The following is a 13,802-nucleotide window of genomic DNA, read 5'->3' on the forward strand; positions in this document are numbered from 1 at the left end:
GAGGAATATAAAGAAGATGTAAGAACTTTTCTTAAACGTGATTTAGGCGTCTTTGCTGTTCGATCAGGGCAACATAAAGCTGATTTAATCAAAGGGCTAAAAGATATATTTAAAGGCGTTAAAACTAACAATAGAATTGAATACGCTAAGAACATCACCACATGTGCTTTTAAAGCAATTAATGCTTGTTCAGATAAATCAAGAAAAATCTTAACGGGAGTGTATATACTTGATAAACCTAATCGTGTAGTAATGAAGGATGTTGGTTACAAACAATCACGCTATTACGATCTAAAGCACATAGCAATCGATGAGTTTATAGCGAATTTTGCTAAAATTCAAAAAAGTATGAATCTTAACCCTTCATTTAAGTTAATAAAATAAGCTGCAGTACCATTCTATGTACTACAGCTTTTTATCTAGACAAAAATGTTCAAGCTTTTTCAGGTTTTAATCTAATATTAGGTGACCATTTTAACTAGGCTAAAAAAATTAATCCTAGCAAATACTAGCATACCAGGGCTGTTATTTAATAAGAAAAAAACAAAAATATTTATACACATATTTTCACCAATGAATGAATTTCTATATAAGTATATTTTTATGAAATTGCATCATTAATAATATTTTTAAGAAACTGAGTTTTTTGTTATCTATTTTTGTTTAAAAATTTTATGTCTATAAATTTTGTAAAAAATAAATATACCTATGTAAACTAATAATACAACTCCAATACAAGAAATTCCGCTTGGCAATGGAACAATATTCTTATTCCACTGCCATTTACCATTGACAGTGAAAATAAATATATAACCTATTAAAAACATAACTGTCAATGTAGCTAGTACTATGATATTGAGTAATAGGGGTAGTTTAAAGTCTCTTTTAGTGACTTTACTTATACCAGCGAATAATACAGTTATATTTCCAAACAAAAGCAAGCCTAATACGGCTGCACCGATTAACAAGTTACCTAAATTTTGTGGGTTTTTGGAAGAAATTTTCAAATTGGACGAAATAGAGTTTATTGTGACTATTCCACCAAAGATAGAAAAAGTTATTGCTGTGAATATTCCTAAAATAGTAATAAGAACAGGATAAATACTATTTGCTACATGATTTGTCACTTCATCAATTTCTATTTGTGTCCGTTTTTTGAATCTATTATTTATCTTTTTTTGCTGGTTAGCTCCTTCATAGTTTAGGTCATGTTCTTTAGCCAATTGATTGACAAATTTTAACTTGTAATAGAAGTCATTATAAGAATTCCTGATTTTAAAAAGATTCTTTAAGTTTTTTGAATTTGTTCCAATTGAAAAAGAGCTTACTGTATGAAGTGGTGGATTAAGTGGTTGTGAATTATTACTTTGCGTGCTACTGGTCTGTGAATTACTACTTTGTGTGTTGTTAACTTCATAAGTAGTAAATAGGTTATTGTTAATATATCCGTTAAGTATTTCTTTATTTATGCTGTCCTTTTCATCGAACTCATCCCAAGTTTGAAAACTTTCTGGATTTTTTTTCCTTCTTTCTATAATTGTTTGATATATTTCCCATAATCCTGAAGGAGTATTTAAGGTATTAATTATCTTGTCAATCTCTTCAGGCAAAACGTTGTCATTTTCATCAGACTGATTAAGTATATACTCAATTAATATATTGCTATACTCGGTACGATTCGAACCATCTTCATCATAAAAAATAATATCATTTGTTAGATCACTCATTTGGTTCTCCTTTGTATGCATTTAATATATATTTTTGGAAGACTTATATAAATATCTATTCATAATACAATAATAGCACAATATATTATTTTGAAGGATGTATTTTTTATCAAATATATTTTTTAATTCAAGATATAATATTGTTATAATAATTGCCTAAATACTTACTAATGCAAACTTTTAGGACGAGTTAATAATAAAATATAAATATAAAAAACTTCCTTGTTATAGTAATTATTAAACCTAAATTTAGATTAATGCAAGCTTAAATAGAAGGATAAAAATATGAATATGAATTTAGAATATATTTTATAAAAAAGACATAGTGATAGTAATATTTAGATTTTTTAATGTTGGTAACAACGTCGTCAAAGCTAATGATTTAGCGGGAAGGGCAAACCAAACTCTTGCAAATAAAATGCAGTCAGCGGGCAATAAAAGCACATTTGGATCTACTAAAATTGGTTATCAAGAACTGGATAAAAGAGTAGATGATGATTCTCAGAAACAAAAAAATTCTGTACAAACTCAAGATGAATCAACTGCTGTCAAGTCCTGGCAAATGGGGTACTGACGGTCCTGAATGGAGTTATGATCCTTCAAATAACACATTAAAAGTGGGTGCCGGTACAATTAAGGGTACAGACAATGGCGCGGGCGCATTTGCGAACCCAGATATATTAAAAAACGTAAAGAAAATCCAATTTGACCAGCGTTTAAAACTAGTAGGCGACTTTGGCTATTGGTTTCGATTTGTAAAGGATGAGCGTTTAATAAATCTCACGGAGATTAATGGTCTAAGTAACATTGATACTTCAGAAGTACAAGCATGAAAGGGATGTTTTATGCCAGTAAAATTAAGTCTCTTGATTTATCAAGCTGGGACACTTCTGCAGTTACTGATATGAGTTACATGTTTAGGGATATGTTCATAGATGGTGATGACGGATCATTAAATATTGGTGGTAATTTTGCTTCCAATGCAAAAAATGTCAAAGATATGACTTTTATGTTTAATGGCTGTGCAAATCTTACTAAAATTGATGGAATCAAAGATCTTAATATCAGTTCTGTAACTTCAATGAAAAATATGTTTCATGGTGATTATAATTTAACTGAACTTGATTTAAGTCATTTCAATACTGAAAAATTGACTGACATGGCAGATATGCTTAGTTATTTGATCAGCCTCAACTACTTGGATTTGAGTTCGTTTGATACTACCCAAAGTCCCAATATGAAAAATATGCTGGCAAATGATTTGACTCTACCAGTGGGGGCTATTGTGAACGGCAAGGTAGTATACCAATACGCACCAGGTATAACTACTTTAGTTTTAGGTTCAAAAACAAAATTAAGTACCGATGTGGCTTTGGGGCAACCAAATCCTGAAAAAACACCGAATAAAGAGAACTTTATCAACAAATGGCGATTAGCCAATAATAATAACGAGCCTCAATTAACTACTGCTGAATTAATTCAAAAAAGTCAAGGTGGATCTCTTAAGCCGGGTGCTTATACTTGGAAAAAACTAGTAACACCACAAGATGATACCGACAATAATTATCCTGCTCCTAATCCCGTTTCGGTTGAGCCGACAAATCCAGTGGAAAATAATGATGAAAATAAGGACAAAGACGAAAACAATAATAACGGTTCAAGCAGTGAAAAGACTGTAGTGTTGATGCACAATGCTTATCTTTATGACAATACAGGTAATCGTGCAAACCAAATTATTTTAAAAATTGGTTCGAAACTAAAGACCTATGGTAAAACGACTATCAACGGACGCAATTTTTACGTTCTAAATGATAAGGGCAATAGCAACATAAAATATTACATTGCTGCCGGTAATGTTGATTCTGTAGTCCGTAAAATAAAACATAATGCATACATTTATAATCAATATGGTGATCACAAGAATAAGAGACTTTTGAAAAAAGGTTCAAAAGCAAAAACATATGGTGAGCCCGTCAAAATTAGGAATAAAAAATATTACATTGTAGATAACAATAGATTTGTTAAGAAAGCAAATTTTTAAAAAGAACTTTTACATAAATATAAATATTAAATTGTTCCTATTAGGAATCTTATAATACTTAACTTCTAAAAATATTTTTGCTTAATTGTTGAATTTATTTTTTTCAATAGCTATAACTTTTTAATGGTAGATCAATCTATGAATTAACATATAACAATATGGTTATATTTTTGACATTAAGAGGTCTTTTACTGAAATCTTTTTTCCATACATAATGAGTGTATAAAAGAAAGGAAGATTTCAATTATGACAGTTTTAAATAATCCAAAATGGGACAGAATTTATGACGTAATAGTTATAGGCTTTGGAGGCGCCGGGGCCACAGCTGCTCGTTTTGCAGCAGATAACGGAGCTAAAGTTTTGCTGACTGATGTAGCTCCACTTTACCATGAAGGTGGTAATACTAGGTATGCAGGTCAGGGTGTATCATCCAATCACAATCCTGAAAAAGCTTTGGCTTATTATCAAAGTTTGTATGATGGTTATGATATGGATAAAGGCGTTCTTGAGGCTTTAACAAATGCCCAATATCAATTTCCAGATTATTTCAAAAAGTTTCTTGATTCAACGCCAATTAGCTCATTAGAAATCATGAAAAATGATCCTTCAATGCCACGTCTTGTACCAGAATATCCTGGAAAACCTGGTTATGAAGCAATGGACGCTCTGCTAATTCATAATGGGTCCTTTGACAGTGCATTATGGAAGAAATTACGTCAAAAGGTTCTTGAGAGAGCTGATAAAATAGATGTTTGGTTAAATTCTCCTGCAACGCATTTAATTCAAAGACCGAACGATCAAACAATTTACGGTGCTGAAATAAATAGAAAGGGTAAACATGTTTTAATTAAGGCAAAAAAAGGAGTCGTTTTGACATTAGGTGGTTTCGAAAATAATAAACATATGATTGAAACATTTTTGGGAGCACCAAAATTAAAGCCTTTAGGGAGCCTATATAATAAAGGAGATGGTGTTAAAATGGTTTCAGAAATTGGAGCAAAATTATGGCATATGTCCGATTATGAAGCTCTTGGCTTTTCCGGCTTTTCTGTTGATTTGCCAGATAAAAGTTCTGGCCACTTGATTATGAAATGGCCATCAGTTTCAAGAGGTTCAATTATAATTACGGCCGATGACGGTGGAAGATTCCTTCGTGAAGACGAAGAAAACAAACATGGTCACCTAAAAGATCATGATACTTATACAATTCCAACCCCACAATTACACCCTCACTTAGTTTTTGATCAAACTAAATTTGATAACTTTAAAAATGAAGATATACCTGAACCTGAATTTTTTAACGTTATGATCAAAGCAGATAGCATTGAAGAACTTGCAAAAAAAATAGATGCTGATCCTAGAACCTTAAAGCAAACTATTTTGGACTTTAATAAATTTGCTGAAAATGGGAGAGATATTCAATTTAATCGAAATCCTGAAACTATGCGTTCCTTTGACAATGGGCCATATTATGCAGTTCCGCTGGCAAATACAATTTTAAATACACAAGGTGGAGCAGAAAAAAATTCTAGAGCCCAGATAATTAATTGGGATAATCAAGTTATACCTCATTTATATGAAGCGGGTGAATTTGGAGGACTAACTGGTCGACTATATAATGGTGCAACCAACCTTGCTGAATGCCTAATTTTCGGTAAAATAGCAGGAGAAAATGTAGTTAAAGAAAGGGCACTTGTTTCAGACAACGACGTTAACACTAGTGCCTCTGTAGTAAATGATAATTTAGGTAATAACGATATATTAAATAATAATACGTATCAAAATATACGAGTAGGATCTAATCAACTTTTAGGTGAAAGCAATATAGGCATGGGTGGCACCTTATATGCATTAGTAACTTTTACAAATAATAAAATTGCCAAAGTAGAATTTCCATATAATCATGAAACTGAGGGTATCGGATCACGTGCAATTGAAAAAATGCCTGACAGAATCGTTAATGCGAACAGTTATAATGTAGATGTAGTTTCTGGGGCAACTGTAACAAGTAATGCTATTAAAGATGCTGTCAAAAATGCATTAGATAAAAGAAATAAATAAGTTTAAATACTTGAAAAATTTGTTGAGTTTTTCAAGTATTTTTTGTTATTGATTATTTTCTTAAGTGTTGCATCTTTAATGCTTTCAATATCTTTCTTTAATAAATTATATTTACTTTTGTTAACACTAATGCATAAATTAAATGATATATCTTTAGTTGGAATCGGTACTACATTATATTCTACTTTGTTTTCCTGCAATACATCAACTTTAAAAAAGTTAGGAGCGATGCAAATCCCAAATCCCATTAGACATAGCTGAATCATTGTTGTTGAGTCAGGAGCACTAATATCGTAGTTAATATCAATATTATTGTTATAAAAATAATTATTAACTGCTGTACTATAAAGCCTTTCTGAGTTTTGACAAATTAACTTTTCTTTCTTAAGACTTTTAAGAAATTTTGTTTCGTTCCATTTTACAACGCGACAGTTTTTTTCAAATAATATCGAAGAGCTTGGAACAATAAGACTCACTCCGATCTTATCAATCATTTTTGAATATAAATCACTATTAAAAATTTCTTTTCCTAAATAAAGATCAATTTCTTCACTTAGTAGTTTTTTCTCTGCTACCTCGGTTTCAATAGATGTGATAGAAATTCTTAAATTAGGATGAATCTTTTTAATAGATTTTATTAAATCGGAGGATATATTAGTGCCCAAGTCGCGGTTTAACCCAATATTAAGACTTTGAAAATAGCTATGTTTTAAAATTCTAAGTTCGTGTTGTAACTTTTGGTGAATTACATTTTCTTGTGAAAGTCGTTTAACCACTAATTTCCCTGCTGGAGTCAAAACAATTGGCTTTTGCTTACGATCAACTAATTCTATGCCTAATTGTTTTTCTTTTTCTTTTAAAAACCGGCTCAAATATGGCTGACTTACAAATAAAAACTTAGCTGCTTCTGAAATTGAATTACAGTTATTAATTGCTTTTAAAAATTTAAATAAATTTTCATCCATCATATCTGTCTCCAAAAAATAACTATTTTTGTCTTTTATGAGACATCAAACAAAATTATTACAACATTTGATATTTAATCATGTTTATCATACATAATAGCTACCTTTTTTAGCAAGATTTAATTTAACTAGAGGACCATTGTCCTTTTTAATGAGTTCATTGCATACCATATTTAAGCCACTTAGCTGAAAAAATCGGCCTCTTACTCACATCTGATAGTCATTTGTTTTTAATCTTGCTATAATTACAAACTAAATAACTTAAACTAAGATGAGGTAAAAGCATGAACAAAAAAGAGGTAAATGTCACATTAAAGTGGGTTTTGAAAAATCTTAATCCATGGATGATACTTTGTTTATTTATCTTTGGTATTACCAGTTCTTTTGAAGGAGTATTAAATGGTTATATATTAGGTTATATTCCCAGACTTAACGTCAAAGATGGAAACAGTTTGATCGTATTTGGCATAGCCGCAGTTTTATCATATTTAACCGTTTATGTTTCTCTTTTCTTATTTAGCCTGTTAATGCAAAAAGCAATTCAGATTTTAAATGAAAAGATAAAAGGCATTTATTTTAGGGCAAATTTTGCCAGTTCATTTAACAATCTTAATTTGGATTCATCTGAAGTTTTGAACAACATGACTAGTATTTCCAAACAGATAGAAGAAAAGTATTTTGAACCGCTTTTATTGCTTTTTCAAAGTCTCATGACGGTCATATCTTCTACAGTTGTAGTATTAATGACTAATCCAGTTTTAGGTCTAATTTATTTGGCTCTTTCTTTCATGTCACTTCTTCCCAGTTATATGGGTAAAGAAAAGATGAAAATTAAGACAGACATGTGGAGCCATTCTAATTCCAATTTTTTAGCGATTACGCGTGACTTATTTGCAGGGCGTTTTGAAATTATGAATTTTGGCGTTAAAAAACTATTTATGCAGAAATTTGATCATTTTTTGCACGATGAGGAACAAAGATATTACCAATTGAATGCTTTCCAATATGTTCTGCAGTTTATTTCTTGGCTATTTGCCATATTAATAACTTTAACTCCGATTTTCATAGGGCTTTGGATGGCCAAAAACAGCATCTTAGGGGTCACAGTAAGTACGATTCTTACCTTGACTCTTACTGCGGATCACGTGGTTGGTGGCTTTCGGCAGCTAACTAATTTTGAAACTCAAATTCAAAGTACAGAAGGAATTAGAAAGATTTCTTGGACTGAAACAAAAACGAATCAAGAAATTTCACAGCCAGTCGCTGACAATAAACTGGTTGTTGAAAACCTGTCGGTTAAACGTGGTGACCGGGAAATTTTTAAAAACCTGTCTTTAAGCCTAAATGAAAACGACAAAATGATTATTACAGGACCTTCGGGAGTTGGCAAATCAACTTTGCTAAGTGCCACAGCAGGATACATTCCAATTGAAATAGGTGATGTGAAATTTGGCGGGCACAAATTGAAATATTCAGATTTTGTGTTTATTTCACAGAATATTTGGTTATTTGCAGGAACGATTCGGGAAAATCTTTCTCTTTTGCAAAATTTCACAGACGAAGAATTAGTTGCTTCTTTGAAAAAGGTAGGTTTATACAAAGAGCTAGGCAGCAAAGCGCTGGATTTTGAAATTAAGGAGCAAGGCAGCAATCTTTCAGGTGGGCAAGCGCAGAGACTGGCTGTTGCCAGAGGACTGCTGCGTCATAAGAAGATCTTTTTACTAGATGAAATTACCTCTAGCCTGGATCATCAAAATGCTGATGAAGTACACCGCTTAATTTACCAGCTGCCTTCAATTGTTATTGAAGTGGCTCACAATTTTAACGAAAAAATAGCGCAAGAAAACAACGTCAAGATCTTTGACTTAGCACAAAATACAAAATAAAAATAACCCGCAAAATGTTTCATTACACACTTTGCGGGTTTTCAATTTATATTATTGCTACTTTTTACATCCCAGCCTTAATCATCTTTTTCTCAGCCATAGCTTTGCGTAAAGAGAGCATAGCAGTATAGGTAGACAAAATGTAAACCTTTTTCGTTGGTAAATTAGCAAGATTGGCAATTACTTCTTCATTGTCGGTGCAGGTAACCATTTTACCCGGGTCAAAACCGGCAACTTCCAGTCGAAAGCCCATGTCGTGCCAACGCTCGCCACCAACCAAAATTTTTTTAATTTGATCGTGATTTAAGTCTTCGAATTGACCGTCCCATATCCAAGAAGTGTCGATGCCGTCAGCGTGGTTCGCATTAAGCAAGGCTACTAATGAATAATCATCTTTTTCAGTGTTAAGCATGTGCAGCACCTCATCTAGACCAACCGGATTTTTAACTAAGATCAGGTCAATCTCTTTTCCTTCATATTTAATTAATTCTTGTCTGCCAAAAATCCGCTTGTTTTTTCCAAAAGCCTGAGCAATTTCTTCTTCACTCAGGTCAAAATAACGTGCCACAGAATAGGCAGCTAGAGCATTATAAATATTGTAAGTGCCGCCAATGTTGATTGCGTATTCCTTTTTGCCCATTTGAAATTTGAGTTTATTAGGTGACTGCTCAATAATTTTGTTAACAGAATATGTTAATTCGGGTCTGTGATAGTTGCAGTTAGGACAGAAAAAATCTCCCAAGTTGGCATAAATTCGTTCATGATAATGCAAGATATGATCGCACTTAGGGCATAAGATGCCATCCGTGTTGACAGGAGCCTTGCTGTCATTTTGCGGCTCATCTCTAGGTAATTTAAAACCGTAAAAAATTTTAGGATTAGGCAAGTCGACTGAAGAAAAGATACTGGCATCACCATTGGTAATAATAGTAGCCTCGGGTGCCAGTTTGATTCCTTCAACAATTTTATCGTAGGTAGTGTAGATTTCACCGTAGCGATCCATTTGGTCGCGAAAAATATTGGTTAAAACAAAAACGCTGGGATGAAGCAGTTCCGTCACCATTTTGACATTTGCTTCGTCAACTTCTAACACTGCAATTGGTCTTGAAGATTTTTTCTTTTTGTGTGCTAAAAAGGCCGTCACAATTCCTTGTTGCATGTTGGAACCCGATGGATTGGTTAAAACATCGCCGTATTTTTCTCTTAGTGCAGCCACGATTAAAGCTGTAGTCATGGTTTTGCCGTTTGTACCGGTAACAATAACAGTTTCATATCCTTCAGCCAGTGTTTTTAAAATTTCAGGATCCAGGTCCATTGCCAACTTGCCAGGAAAACTGGTACCGCCTTTTAACACATTATGTAAAAACCAGTAACTTGATTTACCCGCGCTTTTTGCTATTACAGACTTAAAACTCATTTTCTTCCCTCACTTTAAAATCATTATCAACTATAGCATAGCCACAAACTGAAAACGAGTTTTTAACCATTTAACTACACATATTTTATTTTTACATTATACTAGATTAGTTAGGTGAATTTAAATGAATCAAAGGAGCAAAAATGGCACAATTATTTTTTGAGTATGGCACGATGAGCAGTGGCAAAACTTTGGAGATACTAAAGGATGCTCATAACTATGAAGCTCAAGGTCGTAAAATCGCTTTGTTAACAAGCGGTATTGATAACCGTAGTGGAGTTGGAACTGTGGCCTCAAGAATTGGACTTCACAGAAATGCAGTTCCAATTGACCATGATTTTGATATTTTTGCTTATATAAAAAAGTTGAATGAGCAGGAAAAAGCACGTGGAGATGGCGCGATTGCCTGCGTGTTTGTTGATGAAGCTCAGTTTTTGGAGCGTCATCATGTGGTGGAATGCGCACAAATAGTGGACGATTTAGGTATTCCGGTAATGACATTTGGCTTAAAAAACGACTTCCAAAATAATTTATTTGAAGGAACCAAGAATTTATTAATTTTTGCTGATAAAATAAAAGAGATCAAAACGATTTGCCACTACTGCGGTAGAAAGGCTACAATGAATCAGCGGATACACAATGGTAAACCGGTTTATGAAGGCGAACAGGTTCAAATTGGCGGGGATGAAAGTTATTACCCGGTTTGTCGGTTTCATTATTTTCACCCGGAGCAAGAAAGATAGGAAGGGATTAGAACAACATGGATAAGATTATGGCACAGCTTGAAAGTCTTGTTGCTCATTATGATGAATTACAAGAAATGATGGCTGACCCAGAAGTTATCAATGATACTAAAAGGTACATGGAGGTTTCTAAAGAAGAAGCAGATTTGCGAGATGTAGTTGAAAAATACCGCAAATATAAGGCTGATAAAAAAGAGATTTCTGATAACAAGGATATTATTGCTAATGAAAATGATTCTGATTTGGTAGAAATGGCCAAAGACGAAAATGAAGATTTAGAGCAGGATATTGACAAACTGGAAGATGAAATCAAGATTTTAATGCTGCCAAAAGATCCTAATGATGACAAGGATATTATTATGGAAATCAGAGGAGCAGCTGGTGGGGATGAAGCTTCCTTATTTGCCGGTGATTTGCTCAGAATGTATGAAAAATATGCAGAAAGACAAAACTGGCAGGTTTCTATTGTCGACAGTGAACCAACCGAAGTTGGCGGTTACAAACGGGTTGCAATTATGATTACTGGCAATAAGGTTTATTCAAAACTTAAATATGAAAACGGAGCGCACCGCGTGCAACGCGTTCCTGTAACTGAATCTCAAGGTCGTGTTCATACTTCAACGGCAACTGTTGCCGTAATGCCTGAATATGAGCAGGTTGACCTTGATTTAGATCCCAAAGATATTAGAGTTGATGTCTACCGTTCCAGTGGTGCCGGCGGTCAGCATATTAACAAAACTTCAAGTGCTGTGCGTATGACGCACTTACCTACTGGTATTGTTGTCGCAATGCAGGATCAACGTAGCCAGCAGCAAAACCGGGAAAAAGCGATGCAGATTTTAAAATCTCGTGTCTATGATTATTATGAAAGTCAAAATCGGGATCAATATGATGCTAAACGCAAAAATGCTGTCGGGACTGGTGACAGGTCAGAGCGCATCAGAACTTATAACTACCCGCAAAACCGTGTGACTGATCATCGTATCGGCTTGACGCTTAATAAACTTGACCGGGTAATGAATGGTGAACTTGATGAAATCATTGATGCTTTGATTTTGTATAATCAAACTAAGCAACTAGAGGAGCTGGCTGAACAAAATGTCTAAGATTGACACTTTAAAGAGTCTGAGAATCTGGGCTGCGGAAACGGCACCAGAAGAAAGGCCGGAAGACATCGCTTTTTTGCTGGCTGAAAGATTGCAACTCAGTCCAAGTGAGTTTCAATTAAAACAAGATATGGAACTAACTCCTCAGCAGGTTAAACAGGCACAAAATGATGTCCGCAAGCTGGCTAAAGGAATATCACCTCAGTATATTTTGGGTTATTCCTGGTTTTTTGGCTACAAGATTTTAGTAAAACGCGGTGTTTTAATACCCCGCTTTGAAACAGAAGAATTGGTTGAATGGACTCTGCAGGATCTAGCTAATGGTGACAAAGTGCTTGATTTGGGTACCGGTTCTGGCTGCATTACCGTAGCTCTAGCTAAAGAAGCTGCCAAAAAGCAAATTACGAATCTTGATTTATACGCTTCTGATGTCACCGACGCCGCCTTAAGAACAAGCGAAGAAAACTTTTTGATTCATAAAGTGGATGTAACAGTCCGCAAAGCCAATATCTTAATCGGACTGGAAAAATTCGATAAAATAATTTCTAATCCACCCTATATTAAGGAAACAGAAAAAGACGTGATGGACCAAAATGTTCTGCAAAATGAACCAAAAGAAGCACTTTTTGGTGGTAAAAACGGCATTGAATTTTATCAAAAATTTGTTAAACAGGTGCGCGACCACTTAAATAGTGGCGGAGAATTTTTCCTGGAGTTTGGCTTTAGCGAAAAAGACCAGCTGGCTGAATTATTTGCTCAAGAATTGCCTGATTTTACTATTGAATTTAAGAAAGATTTAGCCGGGAAACCGCGTATGGTTAGGGGAAAGTGGAATAAATGATGGAAACAAAAATTTTTTCACAGGATCAAATAGATGATGCAGTAAAATTGCTTGCTGAAGGGGAGTTAGTTGCTTTTCCCACTGAAACCGTTTATGGCTTAGGTGCGATTGCTACAAATGAGCAAGCCGTTAAAAATGTATACGCAGCTAAAGGTCGTCCTAGTGACAATCCCTTAATTGTGACAGTCTCTGATGCTCAAATGATGTCTAAATATGCCAAAGAAGTTCCAGAACGTGCTCAAAAATTAATTAAAAAATTTTGGCCTGGTCCGCTAACTCTCTTGCTATATGTTAAACCTGACAGTTTGCCTAAAGCTGTAACCGGTGGTCTTGACACCGTGGCTTTTCGTTGCCCTCATGATGCTCTGACTAATGAATTGATCAGTAAATTGGGTTATCCAATTGTTGGGCCTTCTGCAAACACATCAACTAAGCCCAGCCCAACTACTGCCCAGCATGTTTATCATGACTTAAAAGGTAAAATTGCAGGGATTATTGATGGGGGACCTACAGAAGTGGGGTTGGAATCAACAATTATTGACCTCTCTGTTCCAACTCCAGTCGTTTTACGTCCTGGTGCAATCACACCTGAAGAGTTGAGCAATGCCTTGGGGGAAAAAGTTTTAATTAATAGTGGCAAGGTTTCTGATAAGGATGTTCCAAAAGCTCCGGGGATGAAATATCGCCATTATGCTCCTAGCGCTCCTGTAGTCGTTGTCGATGATCCGCAGGATTTTGCAAATATAGAATTGACGAGTGCAACAGGCGTAATGGCTTTAAACGATGTGCTTAACAAAATCAATTTACCGGCAGTTAATAAATTTAATCTAGGCAAAAATTTAGCAGATGCCGATCATAACTTGTTCGGGGGCTTGCGTTACTTCGATGATAAGCCCGAAATTAAACAAATTTTTGTGCAGGGATTTAACGGCAGCGAAGATACTTTAGCCTACATGAATCGCCTTAATAAGGCTGCTGCAGGTCATCATTATATGGCAAAATAAAAATTTACTAG

At 34.4% G+C, this 13,802-nt stretch carries 12 protein-coding genes; 9 read left to right on the plus strand and 3 right to left on the minus strand.

The annotated features are described in order from the left end of the window. Window positions 1–653: 653 nt before the first annotated feature. Window positions 654–1,727 carry a hypothetical protein gene (locus tag F5ESL0261_RS04290; RefSeq protein ID WP_122052295.1) on the minus strand — a complete coding sequence of 358 codons (1,074 nt, stop codon included), beginning with the start codon at window positions 1,725–1,727 and terminating at the stop codon, window positions 654–656. 325 nt (window positions 1,728–2,052) lie between these two features. On the opposite strand from F5ESL0261_RS04290, the gene F5ESL0261_RS04295 reads away from it, so the two are divergent. From F5ESL0261_RS04295 to F5ESL0261_RS04310, 4 genes are all read left to right on the plus strand, one after another. Further along, entirely contained in the window at window positions 2,053–2,301 is a 249-nt protein-coding gene (locus F5ESL0261_RS04295; RefSeq protein ID WP_122052296.1) for a hypothetical protein, read from the plus strand. After that, window positions 2,261–2,560, plus strand: a complete 300-nt coding sequence (locus F5ESL0261_RS04300) for a hypothetical protein (RefSeq protein WP_147446231.1) — start codon at window positions 2,261–2,263, stop codon at window positions 2,558–2,560. The genes F5ESL0261_RS04295 and F5ESL0261_RS04300 overlap by 41 nt, the downstream gene beginning before the upstream one ends. After that, window positions 2,557–3,768, plus strand: coding sequence for a BspA family leucine-rich repeat surface protein (locus F5ESL0261_RS04305; protein ID WP_122052298.1), 1,212 nt, complete (start codon window positions 2,557–2,559; stop codon window positions 3,766–3,768). The genes F5ESL0261_RS04300 and F5ESL0261_RS04305 overlap by 4 nt, the downstream gene beginning before the upstream one ends. A gap of 246 nt (window positions 3,769–4,014) precedes the next feature. Then, entirely contained in the window at window positions 4,015–5,829 is a 1,815-nt protein-coding gene (locus tag F5ESL0261_RS04310) for an FAD-binding protein (RefSeq protein ID WP_122052299.1), read from the plus strand. A gap of 2 nt (window positions 5,830–5,831) precedes the next feature. Here the strand turns inward: F5ESL0261_RS04310 and F5ESL0261_RS04315 are convergent, their stop codons facing one another. Then, window positions 5,832–6,797 carry a LysR family transcriptional regulator gene (locus F5ESL0261_RS04315; protein ID WP_122052300.1) on the minus strand — a complete coding sequence of 322 codons (966 nt, stop codon included), beginning with the start codon at window positions 6,795–6,797 and terminating at the stop codon, window positions 5,832–5,834. A 281-nt stretch (window positions 6,798–7,078) separates the two neighbouring features. Here F5ESL0261_RS04315 and F5ESL0261_RS04320 point away from each other — a divergent pair, with 281 nt between their 5' ends. Next, window positions 7,079–8,680, plus strand: coding sequence for an ABC transporter ATP-binding protein (locus tag F5ESL0261_RS04320; protein ID WP_122052301.1), 1,602 nt, complete (start codon window positions 7,079–7,081; stop codon window positions 8,678–8,680). A 64-nt stretch (window positions 8,681–8,744) separates the two neighbouring features. Here the strand turns inward: F5ESL0261_RS04320 and F5ESL0261_RS04325 are convergent, their stop codons facing one another. Beyond that, window positions 8,745–10,097 (minus strand): Mur ligase family protein, encoded by a 1,353-nt coding sequence (locus tag F5ESL0261_RS04325; RefSeq protein WP_122052302.1) that lies wholly within the window; start codon window positions 10,095–10,097, stop codon window positions 8,745–8,747. 143 nt (window positions 10,098–10,240) lie between these two features. Here F5ESL0261_RS04325 and F5ESL0261_RS04330 point away from each other — a divergent pair, with 143 nt between their 5' ends. The 4 genes from F5ESL0261_RS04330 to F5ESL0261_RS04345 are packed head-to-tail and all read left to right on the plus strand — an operon-like array spanning window position 10,241 to window position 13,791. Next, window positions 10,241–10,840, plus strand: a complete 600-nt coding sequence (locus F5ESL0261_RS04330; RefSeq protein ID WP_122052303.1) for a thymidine kinase — start codon at window positions 10,241–10,243, stop codon at window positions 10,838–10,840. Between the two features lie 17 nt (window positions 10,841–10,857). Beyond that, a complete protein-coding gene (prfA, locus tag F5ESL0261_RS04335) occupies window positions 10,858–11,946 on the plus strand; it encodes a peptide chain release factor 1 (protein ID WP_122052304.1) in 1,089 nt (362 codons plus the stop codon). After that, window positions 11,939–12,787 carry a peptide chain release factor N(5)-glutamine methyltransferase gene (gene prmC / locus F5ESL0261_RS04340; protein WP_122052305.1) on the plus strand — a complete coding sequence of 283 codons (849 nt, stop codon included), beginning with the start codon at window positions 11,939–11,941 and terminating at the stop codon, window positions 12,785–12,787. Before prfA ends, prmC begins: the two co-directional genes overlap by 8 nt. Beyond that, window positions 12,787–13,791 (plus strand): L-threonylcarbamoyladenylate synthase, encoded by a 1,005-nt coding sequence (locus tag F5ESL0261_RS04345; protein ID WP_199699941.1) that lies wholly within the window; start codon window positions 12,787–12,789, stop codon window positions 13,789–13,791. The genes prmC and F5ESL0261_RS04345 overlap by 1 nt, the downstream gene beginning before the upstream one ends. Window positions 13,792–13,802 lie beyond the last annotated feature (11 nt).

Origin of the sequence: Lactobacillus sp. ESL0261 (genome assembly GCF_003693025.1) — a bacterium.
Lineage (GTDB): Bacteria > Bacillota > Bacilli > Lactobacillales > Lactobacillaceae > Lactobacillus > Lactobacillus kullabergensis.